Annotated in this window: 14 protein-coding genes; 8 read left to right on the top strand and 6 right to left on the bottom strand. The window is 56.3% G+C overall.

The features are described from left to right. Positions 1–34: 34 nt before the first annotated feature. From ACR0BU_RS19140 to ACR0BU_RS19120, 5 genes are read right to left on the bottom strand one after another with little or no spacing between them, the layout of a single operon-like run. Entirely contained in the window at positions 35–1,390 is a 1,356-nt protein-coding gene (locus ACR0BU_RS19140; protein WP_480738527.1) for a CoA transferase, read from the bottom strand. Continuing rightward, positions 1,387–2,541 (bottom strand): ABC transporter permease, encoded by a 1,155-nt coding sequence (locus ACR0BU_RS19135; RefSeq protein WP_298936547.1) that lies wholly within the window; start codon positions 2,539–2,541, stop codon positions 1,387–1,389. The genes ACR0BU_RS19140 and ACR0BU_RS19135 overlap by 4 nt, the downstream gene beginning before the upstream one ends. Continuing rightward, complete coding sequence (locus ACR0BU_RS19130; RefSeq protein WP_299082615.1) at positions 2,538–3,566, bottom strand: ABC transporter permease; 1,029 nt, start codon at positions 3,564–3,566, stop codon at positions 2,538–2,540. Before ACR0BU_RS19130 ends, ACR0BU_RS19135 begins: the two co-directional genes overlap by 4 nt. A gap of 13 nt (positions 3,567–3,579) precedes the next feature. After that, complete coding sequence (locus ACR0BU_RS19125) at positions 3,580–5,493, bottom strand: ABC transporter substrate-binding protein (protein ID WP_480738525.1); 1,914 nt, start codon at positions 5,491–5,493, stop codon at positions 3,580–3,582. After that, on the bottom strand, positions 5,486–7,258 hold the full coding sequence (locus tag ACR0BU_RS19120) for an ABC transporter ATP-binding protein (RefSeq protein WP_299891178.1): 1,773 nt from the start codon (positions 7,256–7,258) through the stop codon (positions 5,486–5,488). Before ACR0BU_RS19120 ends, ACR0BU_RS19125 begins: the two co-directional genes overlap by 8 nt. A gap of 233 nt (positions 7,259–7,491) precedes the next feature. Here ACR0BU_RS19120 and ACR0BU_RS19115 point away from each other — a divergent pair, with 233 nt between their 5' ends. The 7 genes from ACR0BU_RS19115 to ACR0BU_RS19085 all read left to right on the top strand — a co-directional run bounded on the left by ACR0BU_RS19115 (position 7,492) and on the right by ACR0BU_RS19085 (position 15,472). Next, on the top strand, positions 7,492–8,022 hold the full coding sequence (locus tag ACR0BU_RS19115; protein ID WP_480738523.1) for a class I SAM-dependent methyltransferase: 531 nt from the start codon (positions 7,492–7,494) through the stop codon (positions 8,020–8,022). Beyond that, on the top strand, positions 8,009–8,638 hold the full coding sequence (locus ACR0BU_RS19110) for a glutathione S-transferase (RefSeq protein ID WP_299082611.1): 630 nt from the start codon (positions 8,009–8,011) through the stop codon (positions 8,636–8,638). The genes ACR0BU_RS19115 and ACR0BU_RS19110 overlap by 14 nt, the downstream gene beginning before the upstream one ends. A gap of 114 nt (positions 8,639–8,752) precedes the next feature. After that, positions 8,753–11,155 carry a GcvT family protein gene (locus ACR0BU_RS19105; protein ID WP_300070868.1) on the top strand — a complete coding sequence of 801 codons (2,403 nt, stop codon included), beginning with the start codon at positions 8,753–8,755 and terminating at the stop codon, positions 11,153–11,155. Between the two features lie 2 nt (positions 11,156–11,157). Continuing rightward, positions 11,158–12,708: a trimethylamine methyltransferase family protein gene (locus ACR0BU_RS19100; protein ID WP_480738522.1), complete on the top strand. Its 1,551-nt coding sequence runs from the start codon at positions 11,158–11,160 to the stop codon at positions 12,706–12,708. Further along, positions 12,709–13,383, top strand: coding sequence for a TetR/AcrR family transcriptional regulator (locus tag ACR0BU_RS19095; RefSeq protein WP_480738521.1), 675 nt, complete (start codon positions 12,709–12,711; stop codon positions 13,381–13,383). It abuts the gene before it with no gap. Next, entirely contained in the window at positions 13,380–14,684 is a 1,305-nt protein-coding gene (locus tag ACR0BU_RS19090) for an NAD(P)/FAD-dependent oxidoreductase (protein ID WP_480738519.1), read from the top strand. The genes ACR0BU_RS19095 and ACR0BU_RS19090 overlap by 4 nt, the downstream gene beginning before the upstream one ends. 56 nt (positions 14,685–14,740) lie before the next feature. Next, positions 14,741–15,472 (top strand): hypothetical protein, encoded by a 732-nt coding sequence (locus tag ACR0BU_RS19085; RefSeq protein WP_480738518.1) that lies wholly within the window; start codon positions 14,741–14,743, stop codon positions 15,470–15,472. A gap of 13 nt (positions 15,473–15,485) precedes the next feature. Here ACR0BU_RS19085 and ACR0BU_RS19080 read toward each other — a convergent pair whose 3' ends face one another. After that, the gene (locus tag ACR0BU_RS19080) at positions 15,486–15,845 is read right to left on the bottom strand and encodes a DUF3307 domain-containing protein (protein ID WP_298936663.1); all 360 of its coding nucleotides are present in this window, start codon (positions 15,843–15,845) and stop codon (positions 15,486–15,488) included. A gap of 244 nt (positions 15,846–16,089) precedes the next feature. Here ACR0BU_RS19080 and ACR0BU_RS19075 point away from each other — a divergent pair, with 244 nt between their 5' ends. Beyond that, positions 16,090–19,086 carry an ABC transporter transmembrane domain-containing protein gene (locus ACR0BU_RS19075; protein ID WP_480738544.1) on the top strand — a complete coding sequence of 999 codons (2,997 nt, stop codon included), beginning with the start codon at positions 16,090–16,092 and terminating at the stop codon, positions 19,084–19,086. Positions 19,087–19,229: the final 143 nt, after the last annotated feature.

The following is a 19,229-nucleotide window of genomic DNA, read 5'->3' as shown; positions in this document are numbered from 1 at the left end:
TGGGCCGGGCCGCGCGTTCCGCGCGGCGGGTGCGTCAGATGGTCAGGGAGGGCCAGCCTGGTTCTGATGAGCCGAGTTCCGAAGCCGGGCTTGCCCACCGCATTTTGGCCTTGCCAACGCTCAGCGCCGGCTTGAGGCGGTGTCCGGGACCCCAGCCAGACTGCTCAATTGCCGCTGCGTAGTCCTTAGCAGTGGCTTCGATTGCTTTATCATCTGGTCCGGTTTTGCCTAAAACCGCCAGTAATTCGGCTGTTCGGGCCAGCGACAGATGGGCGTGCATAATCGAATTGCCCGACGCAGCCTCGGCCAGCGCAGACAGCACCGAGGCGGCCATCAAATATCCGGTGGCATGATCCAGGGCCTGAACTGGCAAGGGTGTCGGTTTATCGGCGCTTGCCCAGTCCATCCCCGCATGAGCGAGCCCAGAGCTCATCTGTACCAGACTGTCGAAACCACGCCGCGTTGACCACGGCCCTTGCCATCCATAGGCATCCAACGTGACCTCAACCCTATTCGGGGCCAACTCGTCCCGTTTGGATTTTGTCAGCCCAAGTGCGTCCAGAGCACCAGGTCGGTAGCCATGGACAAAGACATCCGCGTGCGTCAGCAGGCCTTTCAGACACTCAAGCCCCTCTGGGGTTTTCAAATCAATATACGCGCAAGTCTTACCTAGTGAGATGTCCGGGATCACGCCGGGCTCGTCCCATTCCGGAGGATCGATACGCAAAACTTCGGCGCCAAACCCGGCGAGTGTGCGGGTCGATACGGGACCAGCCAGAACGCGGGTCAGGTCAAGGACTCGCAGCCCGGCCAGAGGACGCGCCTCAGTTGCCTTGGGTTGATCACGCAGTTTGATGCTTCGAGGTCCTTGCCAGCCGATCAGCGGGTCGCGGGCGACAGCGCGGCCTTGCGGATGATCCTGCCATTCAGAGCGGCGGCGCATGGCTGCAGCGACCCCGCCTTCAGCGACGATAGCGGTCTCAAGTTCTGCGGCTGTCCGGGATCTGACAGCCTGGACAACAGCGTCCCTATCTGCGGGTGTTTCCAGAACTCTCAGGGCTGCATCTCGGTGATGCGGAAGGTTGGTGTGCAGCCTGATCCAGCCGTCAGAGGTCTGGTAATTACCGGCAATCGCATCCCACAAGTCGGGCATGTCCCAACCGTCTGATTTGAAAGAGTATCCAAACCAAAGCGACGCCAGGCGATGGTCGACAGTGACTTCTGGTGCAGTCGGTGCAAGGTTCAGTGCCGTCATCAGGCGCGCCAGTTCCTGGCCCACAGCCGCGACGCTCGCCGTGGCCAGTTCCGAGACTGCAAATGCGCTGGGCAGCGCGCCGGAACCTTTTTTCCGGTAGCCGTCCACAGCCGGAAGAGATGAGAGCAAGCTCATTGCTGGTAGGGATCCAGACTGTCCCGCAGCCCGTCCCCAAGGAAGTTGAATGCCAGTACGATGATGATGATCGGCAGCATCGGGATGGCGGTCCAGGGATAGATTTCAATCGACGCGAGGTTTTGCGCGTCGTTCAACATCACGCCCCAACTGACCGCAGGCGCGCGCAATCCAAGGCCCAGGAAACTGAGCGCGGTTTCCCCAAGGATCATTGCCGGTATCGAAAGGGTGGCTGAGGCAATCAGGTGAGACATGAAATTGGGCAGAAGGTGCTTGCGGATCACCCGACCCGAACTTGCGCCCATCATCTCGGCAGCCCTGACGTATTCTTCTTCGCGCAGGGATAGGAATTTTGCGCGCACAGATCTGGCCAGTCCCGGCCAATCGAGGATGCCTAATATGATCGAGATGATGAAAAAAACCGCAACCGGACTCCAATTGGACGGAACTGCAGCGGAAAGGGCCAGCCACAAGGGCAATTCGGGCAGCGAGCGCAAGACTTCGATGACCCGATTGATGACCCAGTCGATCCGGCCGCCGAAGTATCCGGCCATCGAGCCGAATAAGATACCAAGGAAAAACGAAACCGAAATGCCGATAAGGCCGACGGTCAGTGACAGTTGCGCCCCGTAGAGAATTCGGCTGAAAATGTCGCGACCCAATCGGTCTGACCCCCACAGGAACAACGTGGCGCCCTCTGGGGCACAAAACAGATGCGTATCTGTCGGGATCAATCCCGCCAATCGATATTCTGACCCTTCGCAAAAAAACCGGATGGGACGGGGATCTTCGGTATCGGGAACGAACTTCCACTGGAAAGTTTCCAGATCAGCCTCGGCCACGATCGGATAGACATAAGGACCTATGAAAGCACCTTCATGGAACCAGTTGACTGATTGCGGCGGGGCATAAAGGTGCTCGCCGTTGCGTTCATTTGGGCCATAAGGGGCAATGAACCCCGCAAAGGGCAGCATCAGGTAACACAGCAGCAGGAAGATACCTGAGATAAGGCCCAATTTGTGCGTTCTGAATTTGCGCCAAACCAAGACCCAGTTTGGGGCGTCCAGATCCGCGCGCTCCAATTGCTGGACCGACGCCTGAGGATCAAACGGAGCGTCGTCAACAAAGCGGTCGTCGTTGCGGTCGGTCATGCTTCGCGCCCTTCGTACCGGATGCGTGGGTCAAGCATGACCAGCAGGATATCCGAGATCATGGTGCCAATCAGAGTCAACAAGGCAACGAACATCAGGACGAAAGCCGACAGAAATTGGTCCTGCGTCTTAAGCGCCGTCAGCAAGGTGGGACCAATGGTTTGAAGGCCCAGAACCACCGAGACCAAAACAGAGCCCGAGATCATCGAAGGCAACAAGTTACCAATGTCGGCCACAAAGGGGTTGAAGGCGACACGTAGCGGATACTTCGTTAGCATGCGGGACGGTGCCATACCCTTGGCGATGGCAGTTTCCACATAGGGTTTGCCCAGCTCATCCAACATGTTTGCGCGCAAGCGTTGCATCATGGCCGAGGCGCCAGAGGTGCCGATAACAAATGTTGGGACGATGAGGTGGATCAGGATGGATTTCAGCTTTTCCCAACTCATGGGTTGGCCTTCAAAAGAGGGATCCATCAGGCCGCCAATGGGTAGGTTGAAATACTGATGCCCGTAGTAAAACAATATGAGCGCCAGCAGAAAGTTGGGCGTAGCCAGACCTAGATACCCCACAAAAGCCGACGTGTAATCGATCCATGTTCGGGACTTGGCGGCGGCGAGAACACCAAGCGGTAAAGCGACAGCGTAGACAAACAGAATTGCGGCCAGATTGACCACAACGGTCAGCCACAATGTGTCACCGACGATGTCAGACACGGGTCGATCAAACTCAAACGACCAGCCATAGTTGCCTTGTAGCAGTCCGGAAAATCCATGTGGCCCGGGCCAGAACCCCATCCAGATCAAATATTGCTCCCACATGGGGCGATCCAGCGCGTATTCTGCCCGCAGGAACTCAGCTTTGGCGACCCCTGCGGACTGGCCCGAGGCCTGAAGCTCCGCGATCTGGTTGCTCAGATAGTCGCCGGGTGGAAGGTTGATGATCACAAATATCAAAACCGAGACGACCAGCAGCGTCAGCAGCATCGTAAAAAAGCGATACACCACATAGCGCAGCATAATCATTTAGCTGCTCCTATCAGTCGGCGAAAAAGAACTCGTCTGGGCGGTGAATACCAAAATGTGCTCCGGGCTCCCAAGCCCACATGGCCTGTTGCGGGACGTTGCGCAAACGGTTCGAAACTACGATCGGCTGAGGCGCGCCATTCAAAATCCCAATCGCATATAACTGATCCGCATGGATATTGAGCATCTCAGTCCAAGCCGCTTCGCGCTCTTCATCGTTTGCCGCAATTTCCCAATCGTGTGCCAGTTCCATCAGGCGTTCAGCCTCGGGCATGTCCGGGGCTTCGCCGACCTCACCGCTTGTTTGGTAGAATTGCCCCCATTTGGGCCAAGCCAGAAAGACCTGATCCGTCGGCGCCAGATAGGCCGGTGAGGTATGGGCCTGCGGAATTCCGTCGTCCCAACCAAACCAGACTGAAGCCATGGTGTTTCCCGCAAATACACGATTGCGCAGAATGTCCCGGTCCAGCGGACGCATCACCAGTTTGACGCCAATTTCCCGCCACGTGTCGGTGACAATTTGCAAGGCATTTTCGACTTCTTGGCGTTCACCCGCAGTTTCAATCACCAACTCCATTGGTCGGCCGTCAGGCAGCAGGCGGATACCTGACTTGTCCCGCTTATCAAGTCCGGCTTCGTCCAGCAGAGCATTGGCCTGATCTACGTCGTATGCAGCCCAGGATTGCGCGTTTTCTTCGTTGTAAAAGGGCGAAGCCGGAAGCACCGACATCGCTCCCGGATGCGCCAGTTTGAAGTACAGCGCCTGATTGATGGTCTTGCGGTCAATCGCAAGGGACAGCGCACGGCGGACCCGCACGTCCCGCAGAACATTGCGCCAGGCTTCGTCATCAAAGTTCAAGTTGGGATAGATCGCAATCTGCGACGCTACTCCGGTCTTCCACAATAGCGTTTTGTAGCCGCCATTTGCCTCACCCTTTTTCAGGATCGACGCATCGCGAAAGGCCAGGCCTCGACCCTGTAGGTCGCTTTCGCCAGCGTTGGTTTTGGCGGCCACCAGACCGGGGGCAACGATTTCCATCTCGACCACGTCGATATACGGAAGCTGAACTCCCATGCTATCAATCCGGTGGTAATAGGGATTGCGCACAAAGTTGTGTCGGATCTTCTTACCAGAACTGGCGTTCAACCAGGGTTGCAACGTGGGCAGTTCGTGATTGTCGAACTTATATAGATTGTCGAGTTTGTTGTGCAGCGCCGCCCAGCTTTTGACGCGAGCATCTTCGACGTGAAAAGCAAGTTCCTCCTGATCAGCGAATTTCTCGTGAAACTGTTTCAGGAAGGCGGAAGGGCGATAGATAAACGGGGGTCGTGCCTGCGCCAACGACTGTAAGAAATCAGGATTTGGATCATCCCACTCGTAGATCACCGTTTTTTCGTCCGGAAACGAGACCGTGGGCAGTTTGCCCTCAACGATTAGAAAGTCCGGTGGGCCCGACGGGCTAAGCAGTTCGTTATTTGCCACGTCTTCCCACCAATAGCGGAAGTCTTCCGAGGTAAACGGTGTTCCGTTGGACCACTTATGCCCCTCGCGCAGGCTCAGCGTGAATTTCCGATTGCCTTCGGTTTCGTACGAAGACAGCAGGTCGGGGACAATTTTGTAGTCCTGGTCAAACCCAACCAATCGCGCGTAACCGTAAACAACCATCTGTCGGATGTCCTTGGATCGGGTGACCATTGTCCGAAGGGTGCCGCCCGGTGTTCCAAAGTCGCGCCCTTTGGCGGCCAAATCAACGATCAGCGGTTCATTTGGCAGGCGATCTTGAACGGGCGGCAGATTACCCGCATCAACTTCGGTTGCCCAAAAAGTGCTCTCTTGCAGCTCAGGTATGGCTTCCGCCGTAGCAGAGAAAACCCCGGCAAAGGCCAGCGAAACGGCCAGGATCATAGTGCGAGTGGTCTTATACATGGCAACGTACCTTATGGCCCGGTTCCAATTCCACCAGTGAAGGTATCACGGTGTCCGAGAAACGAAAGGCTTCGTCCCAACTGTCCGGCGCGCCGGCACCCAACGAAACCATTTTCAGGTCGATTGGGCGATTGATGTCGGGTTCGGGTTGAGCGGCAATCAGCGCCTTGGTGTAAGGATGGCGCGGATTGTAGAATAGGGTTTCGGGTGGGGCTTGTTCCACGACAAGACCGCGTCGCATAACCGCGACCTCGTCAGCGATGCGCGCCACAACAGCTAGGTCGTGAGAGATAAAAAAGTAGGAAAGGTTCAGGCTGTCCTGCAGTTGTTCCAGCAGCGTCAGGATTTGTTCCTGAACGGACACATCAAGCGCCGAGGTCGGCTCATCACAGACAATCAGTTGCGGATCCAGCATCATCGCGCGCGCAATCGACAGACGCTGTCGCTGCCCGCCAGAAAAGGCATGTGGGTAGCGTTTGAGCATATCTGCGTTAAGGCCGACACGTTGCAACATCTCTGACGCTTTGTCGCGTTGTTCAGAGGACGATCCGATCCGGTGAATCTCCAACGGCTCGGTCATGGCATCCTGTATCCGCATCCGAGGGCTGAGCGAGCTGTAGGGGTCCTGGAACACCATTTGTGCCTTGCGTTGAAACGCAGTGCGCTGGGCTCGGGTCATTTGGTGAACCGTGATGGGGTCTTCGTTCGGCGACGTGCGGAACAGAATTTCCCCGCCGGGGTCCGGAAGTTCGGCACCAAGGGCGATACGGGCCGCAGTGGTTTTGCCCGATCCGCTTTCGCCGACAATCGCCAGCGTCTTGCCACGCGCCAGATTCAGGTCAACACCGCGGCAGGCATGGATTGCCTTGTCAGCCTGCCAACCTTTGCTGGACCGCATGGTGTAGGTCTTCGACACATCTTTCATTTGCAGGATCAGATCTTCGCTCGGCATCGGCAGCCCGACGGCCTCCTGATCTGGAATTTCGGGTGCCGCGTCAAACAATTGCTTGGTATAGGGGTGCGCCGGACTTGTAAGGATGGGGGCGGCTGACCCTGCCTCCATCACGCGGCCTTTGTGCATGACCACGACCTGTTCCGCCATGTTGGCGACAACACCCAGATCATGAGTGACAAGGATCAGCGCCATGCCAGTTTCGCGCTGCAGTTCCTTGATCAGGCCCAGAACCTGCGCCTGAGTGGTCACGTCCAATGCGGTTGTCGGTTCGTCGGCAATCAGCAGTTCAGGTTTTGACACCATGGCCATGGCGATCATGGCGCGCTGGCGCATGCCGCCAGACAGTTCAAACGGATAAGAATCGTAGGCCCGCTGCGGATCAGGAAACCCCACGCGTTCGAACTGGGACAGGACTTCTTTGCGTGCCTGTGCTTCTGAAGCCCCGCGATGCAGCCACAATACTTCGCTGACCTGATTGCCGATTTTGTGCAAAGGGGACAGGGATCGCATCGGCTCCTGAAAGATCATCGAGATCCTGTTGCCGCGAATATCCCGCATCTCGCGTTCACTGATCGTCGTCAGTTCTGCCATTCCCTTGGAGTCGTTCAAGGTAATCTTGCCGCTGCGAATTTGGGCGATGCGGGGAAGAATACGCAAAGCAGCCCGGCACGATATCGTTTTCCCCGAACCAGATTCTCCGACTAGCGCAAGTGTCTGTCCGGCCTCAACATCAAAATTCACACCCGTGACAACAGATTTTGCCGTGCCAAAGCCGATGCTGAGGTCTCTGACAGACAACAACGCGCTCATGCGGGTTTTCCACCCGGCTGGCCGTTCGCTAACATCGGCTAAATCAACTCCCCGTGTTTTTTTGTGCAGTGTCGCCCGGTTCTGCCCGACTAGTCAAACCCGTTCTTTGGCTGAAATGTCGCGAAAATGTGAAACTTTGGACTTCTGTCCTACACAAAGTCTTGAGTTTTTGCCATCACGGGCGGTGTCGACCTCATCTAAGTTGGCGACTTGTATCAAGGAGAGATTTCCCCGTGTCCGAGAATCAAAGCCGACTGGATCTGTTTATTGATCGCATGGTGTCGCAGCGTACCTGCCTGGATTTCGCGATTGGCCAAACCAACGACATGTCGGGTCCTGTGTTCGAATTGGGCTTGGGGAACGGTCGAACCTATCACCATTTGGTGCAGCATGTTCAGGGCCGTCCGGTATATGTTTTCGAACGGGCGGTTGCGTCCCATCCGGATTCCACACCTCCGGAAGACCGCGTTATCCTTGGGGATGTGCGCGAGACACTGCCTGCATCTGTTGAACGGTTTGGGGCATCTGCCAGTTTGATCCACGCTGATCTGGGCGGTCACAACCGGGAAAAGAACGATGCGTTCGCGCGGCTTGTTTCGCCTTTGATCGAGCCCCTTTTGGCGCAGGGTGGGTTGATGGTCTCCAGCGACCGGATGTATTTTGACACGCTGACCGAATTGCCGTTGCCCGATGGTGCGGTTGATGGGCGTTGCTTTATCTATCGCCGTGGATCCGCGAGGAAGGCAGACAATGATTTATTATGATTGTTCTACGGCCCCGAACCCGCGTCGTGCCCGTATGTTCATCGCAGAGAAAGGGTTGGAGATCGAGACCCGCGATATCTCGATTGCCAAAGGTGAGCAATTGAGCGATGCGTTTCGCGCCGTGAACCCCCGTGCCACAATACCGGTTCTGGTAACGGAAGCGGGGACGGTGCTGACGGAAAACCTGGGCATTGCTGCGTACCTTGAGGCTCGGTTTCCTGAACCGCCGCTCATGGGCAGGACGCCGGATGAAAAAGGTTCGGTCCTGATGTGGAACGCAATTGTCGAGCAACAGGGCGGAGTACCGATTGCCGAAGCTTTGCGGAATGCGCATCCTACGTTCGCGGATAGGGCCATCCCCGGCCCCGTGAATTACGCCCAGATCCCCGAGCTGGCGCAGCGAGGTGTTGATCGGACAATACTGTTCTTCGATCTGCTAGAGGAAAGACTGAAGGATAGTTCGTATGTTGCGGGGGAGAGTTTCACACTCGCGGATATCTCGACCTTTGTCTTCGTCGATTTCGCGCGTGTCGTGAAAATGCGGATCCCCGAGGGTAACACGGCCACTCAGTCTTGGTTTGAAGCCGTGAAATCCCGCCCCAGCGCGTCCCTGTAGCAACTGAGGTAAGTTGCGCAGTAATTTTACGCGGTAAATACTGTACAGAAATGTCTAGACAGAAGTGAACAGTGCTACTAGCGTCTCCTGAGGTTCTATGCAGGGGAGGTTGGGATGAAATCCCAGTATCGTGTCGTGGTCATCGGGGGCGGTGTTGTGGGCGCCTCGGTTTTGTATCATCTGGCCAAGTTCGGTTGGTCCGATGTGGTCATGCTGGAACGCCGGCGCCTGGCGTCGGGGTCGTCCTGGCACGCAGCAGGCGGCATTCATGCACTGAACGCGGATCCGAACATGGCGTCGCTGCAGGCCTATACCATCGACTTGCTGAGCGAGATCGAGAAAGAATCCGGTCAGAATATCGGCCTGCATATGACAGGTGGTCTGACCTTGGCCGGAACGCCGGAACGCTGGGAATGGTTGCAGGCGAACTACCGCATCTTCCAGTCAATCGGCATAGACGATTGCGAATTACTGACGCCGGAAGAGGCGCAGAAACGTTGCCCGATCATGTCCACTGACGGCGTGCTGGGCGCCATGTGGGCTGATCGCGAGGGTTACATCGACACAACCGGCACCGTGCAGGCCTATGCGACGGCCGCGAAAAAACGTGGGGCCGAGTATTATGAAGAAACCAAAGTCGAAGAGCTGATTCAAACCGACGATGGCTGGAAAGTTGTCACCGACAAAGGCACGATCACGTGCGAACATGTGGTCAATGCCGCAGGCCTATGGGCCAAGCAAGTGGGGCGTATGGCGGGTGTGGAATTGCCGGTTTCGCCGCTCAAACACCACTATCTGATTACGGATTCCATTCCCGAAGTGGCTGTCGCGGATTTTGAGATGCCGATGACGGTCGACCTGGAAGGGTTCACCTATATGCGGCAGGACCAGAAAGGTGTTCTGATTGGCATCTATGAGGTAGATCACGAACACTGGGCCATGGATGGGGCTCCGTGGAACTATGGCGAAGAGCTGTTTCAAGAACAGCTCGACCGGATCGAGAACGAACTGACTCTGGGTTTCGAACGCTATCCTTCGATTCAGGATGTCGGTATCAAAACTTGGGTCAACGGAGCGTTCACCTTCTCGCCAGACGGCAACCCGCTGGTCGGGCCTGTTCCAGGAAAGCGCGGATATTGGTCAGCCTGTGCGGTGATGGCTGGTTTCCTTCAAGGTGGCGGTGTTGGCAAGACGCTGGCCGAATGGATGATCCATGGCGAGCCCGAGGCTGATGCTTGGCCAATGGATGTGGCGCGCTATGGCGATTTTGCTCAGAACAAACGATACATCCGCGAAACCACAGGGCAGTTCTATTCCCGTCGTTTCGTGATGACTTACCCGAATGAGCAACTGCCCGCGGGCCGTCCGTTGAAAATGGCCCCGGCCCATGACGCGATGACTGAGGCAGGGTGCAAATGGGGGGTGAGCTGGGACCTTGAAGTACCGCTCTATTTTGCACCCAAAGGGTTCGAGGAGACGCCGACCCTAAAGCGCTCCAACGCACATGATATTGTGGCCGAGGAATGCAAGGTGATTCGCGAAGGTGTCGGCCTGATGGATATCTCGGGCTTCTCACGGTTCGAAGTCACGGGGCCAAACGCGGAAGTTTGGCTCGACAAAGTCATGGCCTCAAAACTACCTGCGCCCGGCCGGGCGAAACTGGCGCCGATGCTGGGGGAGAACGGGCGCCTAAAGGGCGATCTGACCGTGCTCAACTGGGGTGATGGCACTTGGTGGATTATGGGTAGCTACTACCTTCGCGCCTGGCACATGCGTTGGTTCGATGACCACATGATCGACGGGGTCGAGATACACGATCTGGGCGAAGAATACTGTGGCTTTGGCCTCGTCGGTCCAAAATCGCAGGCGGTGATCGAGAAACTGGCGGAACAGGAAATCTCGGGCTTGAAATTCATGGGCTGCGGCGATTTCGACATCGGTCTTGTTCGTGCGCGCGTTGCGCGGATGTCGGTGACGGGTGAAAAAGGCTATGAGATCAACTGTCGCTATGGCGATCATATCAAGCTGCGTCGAATGCTACTTGAGGCCGGGGCCGAGGATGGCATTCGCGAATGCGGGTTCAACGCGATGCTGTCGACGCGTCTTGAAAAAAGCTTTGGCATCTGGTCGGCGGAATTCACCCAGCTTTATACACCGGGCATGACAGGGATGGATCGCTGGATCGATTGGGACAAGGACTTTGTCGGTAAAGACGCGGCTGTGGCTGAGCGCGACGGCAATGGTCCGGCTCAGGTTCAGGTGACACTGGAAGTCGATGCGCTGGACGCAGATGCCAGCGGATACGAACCTGTTTGGGCAGGGGAAGAACGTGTCGGGTTTGTGACTTCCGGTGGGTACGGCCACTACACTGGCAAGTCCCTTGCGATGGCGCTGGTCAATCGTGACAAGATGGAACCGGGAACGGAACTGTCGGTGCATGTGGTCGGTGTTGAACGCCCGGCCCGCGTGATCGCGCCGTCACCCTATGATCCGCAGGGCAAAGCGATGAGGGGCTGAGGATGATCGCGCAGATCTCAGAACGGGGCAGACGACGGCGTGGGCGCGGGTCAGATGCTGCCCCGCCGATTCGTCGCGATGTGAACTACCGTCAATTGCGGAACCCTTTCCCACAGATGGAAGTGTTCCCGGCGGACCAGATCGCGGACATGCACGAGACTGCTCTGCGTACGCTTGAAGAGCTTGGGGTCAAGGTCTTGCTGCCCGAAGCGATCCGTATCTTCAAAAAAGCGGGCGCAAAGGTAGATGAAGACAGCCAAATGGTCTACATCGGGCGCGACATTGTTGAGGCGGCGATTGTTTCTGCACCCAAATCTATCTCCTGCCGAGCCGGGGCGCGGCGTAGGGACTTTACCTTGGAATTGGGCGCGTTGGTCTTTCAACCCGGGGCAGGAGCCCCGAATGCGATGGACTTGGAACGGGGGCGCCGTCCTGCAACCGGGCAGGACTATTTGGACTTCCTGAAACTCACGCATCATTTCGATGTGTTCCAGATGATTTCGCCACAGGTCGAACCGCAGGACCTCCCGACCAATCTGCGCCATTACTTCACGACACAGGCGCAGATGGAGCTGACGGATAAATTCCCGTTCTTCTTCTCGCGCGGGACACCGCAGGTAATGGATTGCTTTGAGATGCTGTCGACCGCGCGCGGCCTGTCCGACGACGTGTTTCGCGGCAACGCGCATTGCTACACGATCATCAATACCAATAGCCCGCGCACGCTTGATATCCCCATGGCGCAAGGGCTGATCGACTTCGCGCGCCATGGGCAAATGTCGATTATCACACCGTTCACCCTGATGGGGGCGATGGCGCCAATTACAGTCGCGGGGGCAATCACGCTGTCCCATGCCGAGGCTCTGGCGGCGCTGACGCTGACGCAGCTGACCAACCCCGGTGCGCCGGTTTGTTATGGAACGTTCACCAGCAATGTGGACATGAAATCGGGGGCGCCTGCGTTTGGGACGCCTTCGCATTTTCAGGCATCTTTGGCTGCAGGACAGCTTGCGCGGTATCTGGGATTGCCATGGCGGTCGGCAGCAGGGTCAGCATCCAACACCAACGATGTTCAGGCGGCAAACGAAAACCAGTTCGGCCTGTGGGGCTGTCTGATGGCCGGGGCCACGGTGATTATTCATTCTGCTGGTTGGTTGGAAGGTGGCCTAACTGTGTCGTTCGAAAAGCTGGTCTGCGATGCCGAGGTGTTGAACATGATCGCCGAACTCTGTGCCGGTGCGCAGGCCGGAGAGGCCGAGATCGGCTTTGACACTGCGCTGCGCGAGGTCGAACCGAGTGGCCATTTCTTTGCCTCCAGCCAGACGATGGAGCGTTACAATACCGAATTCTACGAGCCCCACGTGCACGACTATGCCAATTTCGGCACCTGGACCGAGCGCGGATCGGTGGATGCCAATCAACGTGCGACCGGTGTTTGGAAAGGCATCCTGAATGACTTTGAGGCCCCGAACATCGACAACGACAAGCTGGGCGCTCTGCATGACTTTATTGCCCGACGCACCGCCGAGGGCGGCGCACCGCCGGAGAGTTAAATGAACACAAAACCGGTCCTGCATAGGGATGATCCACAGGCCGAACCGCTGGTCGGCAACATCAAGGTCACGCGTGATGATTGGTTGAACGTTGCCATGGACGTTCTGATTTCGGATGGTGTGGACCAGATCAAAGTTCTGAATCTGGCCGAGCGGATGGCCGTATCTCGGTCGTCCTTCTACTGGTACTTCAAGTCGCGTCAGGAACTGTTGGATGCGCTTTTGGCGCGGTGGCAGGCCACAAACACGGCGGCCCTGATCGCACAGGCTAAGGCGCCGGCAGAAACCATCACAGCAGCCGTTTGCAATGTGCATCGATGTGTTGTGAACACAGAGTTGTTCGATACGGCGTTGGATTTCGCGATCCGGGATTGGGCGCGAAAGTCCGGGAAGGTACGTCGCATTCAGGATCAGTCGGATGCGAAACGTTTGAAAGCGCTGCACGCGATGTTTGCGCGCCACGGCTACTCCGAGATTGAGGCCGAAACCCGGGCGCGCGTGCTTTACTACATGCAGATCGGATATGACCTGGCTCAGTTGAACGAGCCGATGGCAACACGGCTGTCGATGGTTCCACACTATCTATATGTCTTCACCGGTGTCGAACCGCGGCCCGAGGAAGTCGAGGAATTCAGCGCCTATTCAAAGCGCTATTGGGAAGGAGTCACAGAATGAGCCAACCAGACGCAATCATCATCGGAACCGGTGTCATCGGGGCAGCTATCGCATTTGAGATGGCCAAGGCGGGCTGGAAGACATTGTCACTGGACCGCAACAGCCAGGTCGGCCACGGCTCGACCGCCGGGTCCTGCGCCATCATTCGCATGCACTATTCGACTTTCGACGGAACGGCTTTTGCGTGGGAGGGGTATCATTACTGGCGTGACTGGGCCGACTATCTTGGGCTGCCTGAAGACGCCAATCTGGCGCAGTTCCGTGAAACTGGCTGTCTGGTCATGAAAACCGATGCCAATGGTTTGCTGGAAAAGCACAAGCTCAACAGTGCCGATTTGGATTGTCCGTTCGAGGAGTGGTCGCCCGAGAAAGTCGCTGAACGCCTTCCGGTTTATTCACAAGACAGCTTTGCCCCCGCGAAACGCATGGATGATCCGGAGTTTGGCCAGCCAAACGGCCGTAAGATGCAAGGCGGCGTGTTCTGGCCACAAGCGGGCTATGTCACCGACCCTGCCTTGTCTGTGCAAAATCTGATGGATGCTGCAAAACAACACGGGGCAGAGGTCCGTACCGGTGTCGAGGTTGTTGAGGTTCTGGCTGAAGGCGGACGCGTGGCGGGTGTCAAACTCGCGTCGGGGGAAGAAATTCGTTCAAAGGTGGTTGTAAACGTTGCCGGACCGGGGTCGGCGATCGTCAACAAAATGGCCGGTGTTCTGGATGACATGACCATTGAAACCCGCCCCCTGCGGCAAGAGGTGGTACATGTTCCCGCGCCCGAAGGCTTTGATTTTGAAAATCACGGGACGATTGTTTCGGACAGCGACATAGCCTGTTACTGCCGCCCCGAGCATGGAAACCACATCCTGATCGGGTCAGAAGACCCGGAATGCGACCCGCATCAGTGGTGTGAGGATGACGTTCACTACAATCCTGACTTCACGGATCAATGGACGACCCAAGCCATGCGCTATGCGCAGCGCGTGCCGAGCCTCGGTATCCCTTCGAAAACGCGCGGGGTCGTCGATTTGTATGACGCTTCGACCGATTGGATCCCGATCTACGACAAATCCAGCCTGCCGGGGTTCTACATGGCCTGCGGCACCAGCGGGAACCAGTACAAGAACGCGCCAATCGCGGGAAAAATGATGACTGCTTTGATCGCATATTGCGAGGGTGGAGCGGATCACGACGCACAACCGTTGCAGTATGAACTGCCCTATATCAAGCGGTCGATCGACGTTGGCTTCTATTCACGCAGGCGCCCGATCAATGAAGAGAGCAGTTTTTCGGTACTGGGCTAGCCGCCCACCGAAAATGCTCTAAGATTCATGGGGCTCGCACAAAAGGCGGACCCCAGATGACCGACACGAAGAACAGAGTCCTGATCCTCGGCAGCGCCCCGTCTGCTATGGCGGCGCGCGATTGGGCAAGATCCCCATTCACGCATATTGTGGCCATCAACAACGCCTGGCGCATCCGACAGGATTGGGATTTCCTGATACATCCCGAGGATTTTCCGACAGAAAAGCACCCCGAAAGATTGAACGCGGGTCAGAAAATAGTGTCGGCCGATGACTATGTCCCAAGACAAAACGAATTTGGCGGATTCGTTTATGCGGGCGGTACGATGGCTTTTACGGCAGGCTATTGGGCATTGTCGGCTTTGCGCCCCGAGATCATCGCCTATTTCGGATGTGACATGGTGTATGACGGTTCCGGTCAGACACATTTCTACGGCACCGGATCAGCAGACCCTTTGCGAGACGATATCACCTTGCGCTCTCTCGAGGCGAAATCTGCCCGGTTGGGATGCTTTGGTGCATTGCAAAGTTGCCGGATGGTTCGCTTGTCCGATCGGGACAGCCGTTTAGTCTATCCGTCGGTCAAAGCAAAAGATCTATCTTCGGGTCCGCTGCTGTCGACCAAACGCATGATTGCACCGCTTCAGCTTGAAGCTGAGCTGGGCTATTATGTGCCATCGGGTCGGTATTGGGAGGCCAAGCAAAAGTTCGAACTTGATAAGATCGACGCGCTGGACCAGCTGTGGCTATCTGCCTATCAGTCAAGCGCGCTGGATGCAGTCGCTTGATCTCGACGAGCTGTCAGGTTGCGAACGTAACCCAGGCCCAAACCATTGCAACATAAGTCAGGTTATGCAGGCACTGATCCAATCCCGCCGCGCGCCAAAACGCGGCCTGATTGGGCTCCAGCTGCTTTTTGTCGGAATAGCTTGCCTTGAAGAAATCGATGTTAAAGTGAACAACCCATTCCAGGGCCCCGATGACCAGAATAAACGTCAGTGGTGCGCCGAACAGCAGGAACACGATAACAGAACCAACGACGTGCACACCGGCATGCTGTGCACGACCCATGTGAAAATACTCTCCTCGCCCGGAAAGCATTTTAGGTGTCTGTAGGAAGAAATCGGCAAACATATGCTTGATCTGCAATAAGCAGAGCATAAGAAATACTGCGCCAAAACTGGCAGTCAAAAGTACCCTCCCGATCTCGTCCTGCCCGAATACTATGACTGAAAACGCGGGCACGTAAATGAACTAGTTCACACAACGCGAATAAATATACCAAGTGTGAAACTATTTGCGTATCCCAACTGGATTACTGTAAATTCAATCTGTTGTATTTGCATGCATAACACCAAAATCACTTCGTTGATCAGCAGCAGGGGCAGGTTCAATAGAACGCACGATTTTTCGGTTCATTTGGAAGTACTCCAAGCGCGACCAGCTGATTTTGCTGGCCGTCACTTCGACGTTGTTCCCATTGCTGTACCTGACGCTGGAGCTGCCGAAACGCATCATCAATGATGCGATTGGCGCCACAAGCAGCATTGTCGAGTTCTGGGGTTACAGCCTGCCGCAAACGAATTTTCTGATCATTTTGTGTTTTGCCTTTTTGGTCGCGGTTCTGGCGCACGGGCTGATGAAGATGCGCATCAACACCATGAAAGGTGTGCTGAGCGAGCGGATGCTGCGCCGGCTTCGCTATCAGTTGATCAGTCGCACCTTGCGATTCCCACAGCCTTATTTTGAGCGCGTCAGCGAAGGTGAGCTGGTATCGATGATCACCGCCGAAAGTGAGCCGATGGGCGGGCTGATGGGCGATGCGATCAGTCAACCGGTTTTGCAGGCAGGGCAGATGATCACCATCCTGTCTTTCCTGTTTCTGCAAAGCTTCTGGTTTGGTCTGGCCGCCGTCGCGCTGATCCCGGTTCAGGCCTGGTTGATCCCGCGCTTGCAACGTCAGATCAACTTGCTGAACAAACGCCGTATTCAAGAAGTGCGCGTATTGGCGGCCCAAATCGGTGAAAACGCCGCAGGCGCATCGACCCTGCGCGCGAACGGGGGCTGGCGGTATCGTCGGGCCATGATCTCGGATCAATTGGGTCGGTTGTTTGGCATCCGGTTCGAGATCTACCAGAAGAAGTTTTTTATGAAGTTCATAAACAACTTCATCTCGCAATTGACGCCGTTCATGTTCTACCTGGTTGGCGGGCTTCTGGTGCTTCAGGGGTCGGTTTCACTGGGGGCTCTGGTTGCGGCGCTTGCGGCTTACAAAGATCTCAGCTCGCCCTGGAAAGAGCTGCTGACCTACTACAACCAGACCCAGGATATGTCCCTGCGCTGGGATGTCGTGATCGAACGCTTTGCTCCTTCCGGTATGCAGGATGAAAAGCTGTTCGAAGGTGAGCCTGAAGCACGCCCATATCTGAATCGCGATATTGTTATGGATCGGGTGTCGGTCCGCGACATCGATGGAAATCAGGTGTTGGATGATCTAAACTTGACTTTTCCGCATGGCAAAACCATCGGTATCGCCGCGCCAAGCGAAGAGGATAGGCGAGCGATCGGAGAGCTGTTGACCCGGGAAATCCTGCCAAGTGCAGGTCGGGTCGAAATCGGTGATCAGAAACTGTCCGAGTTGCACCAAGGTATTGTGGCAGCACGCATAGGCTATGCCTCGTCCCGGCCGGTCATGTTCCAAGGCACGCTGGGTGACAACGTCATGATGCCGATGCGGTACAAGCCATTGTCAAACGCCGCCGACGATCCAGATTTCCCCGAAACACTCAGGGCTGGGAATAGCACCGACCCTTTCAAGGCTGAATGGCTGGATCCGTCTCTGGCGGGTTTAGACAGTGCAACCGCGTTGCGAGATTGGTGGCTACGGCTGATTGATGGGATGGGATCCGGGGCTGCACTGTTCCAACGCGGCGCAGAACAGGAGTTCAATGCGACAGAACATCCAGAGCTTGCGCAAAAATTGGTTGAGCTTCGCCCGCGTGTTCAGCAAGCAGTTCATGAGGCAGGGTTGGAACAGCATGCTCTGATCTTTGATCGGGACAGCTACAATCCGGCGCTTCCCGTGGCTGAAAACCTGCTTTTTGCAACACCTCGTGTTTCAGTGACACAAGACCTGCTGGCGCAACAAACTGTCTTTCTGGGGCAGTTGCGCGAGCTGGGATTGGACGAGACACTGATTGCGTTGACGCGTGACGTGATCGATATGCTGCGGCAGATCTTCGGGCTCGACGGAACGGATCACCCATTGTTCCGCAAGTTGGGGCTTGAGGCGCAAACCTATGAAACAGCCGTCGAGCTGGTCGAGCGCACACGCAAGGAAGGTGCCGCTGGGCTGGATGACGGGCAGTTGGCCAATTTGCTTGCGGTTCCCTTGGTGATTTCGGCTGAACAGATCGGGCCGGCGTTTACAGATGAGTTGAAGGACCGGATCCTTGAACTGCGCCACAGCCATTCCGAGAAGCTGTTGGAGCGGTTGCAGGATGTCTTCGTGCCGCTGAAACCGGAGGAGTTTGCGCCCGGCTTGACAGTGATGGAAAACGCCCTGTTCGGTAAGGTCAGCCAGATAGGAGGTGTGCGTTCGGATGAAGCGCGCAAACTGATCGTCGATGTGTTGGACGAAAATGGCGCACGGCCGCTGGTGGTGGAATTGATCTACGACATTCCGGTGTCTCTGGGGGGGCAAAACCTGCCAGCCGTGTTTGCCGAACCTTTGGCCTTTACCCGGGCAACGATCAAAAAACCCGACATTTTGATCCTGGAAAACGCCTTGGCCAGCTATGACATGCAGACACAGGTCGCTGTGTATAAAAACCTGCGTGAATTGCTGCCCGAGACCACGGTCATCTACCTGAATGACCAGTTCGAAAGCCCTGATGTATTCGACATGTATGTTGAAATCCGACAAGGTCGTGTGGTCACTGACGAAGGACCTGCGGACGTGGAGGAGGACAGCGCTGCCTCGGCCGACCTTGCGCGCAAGCTTCGCGCATTGGAACAGACCCCACTGTTTTCGGGGTTGGATCGCAGGCAATTGCGCCTGTTGGCCTTTGGTGCGCGCTGGTTCAATGCGGCTCCGGGGCAGGTAGTGTTTTTGAAAGATGATCAGCCGACGGACGGGGCTTATGTTGTCTTGGACGGTGAGGCTGGGCTGTATCTTCCCCAAATCGAGGGACCCGATCAACTGATTGCAAAGGTTGGGGCGGGCGCTTTGGTCGGCGAATTGGGGTTGATCCGCAAAGAACCGCGCGCCTTGAGTATGGTTGCCGAAACAGAGCTGTCCTGTTTGCGCATCGGTGAGGAAGAATTCCTGGCTGTTGTGGAAAACGACGCGGCTACGGCGTTCAAGCTGTTGCAGGTCATTGCCGGATATGTTTCGAACTAAAACACGATGTGCTGGCTTTCTAAGCCGGAATTAGTGTCGCCGGATGATTGCTTTGTTTCTGACAACCGGCGCGTGGCAATCGCCTCACCGTGCGTTTGACGCCTCGTCCCAGCCATCCAGCTACGTTCTCGAGACGCAGGATA

Source organism: Ruegeria sp. CK2 (assembly GCF_056536585.1).
This window is presented reverse-complemented; position numbering and strand designations above follow the sequence as displayed.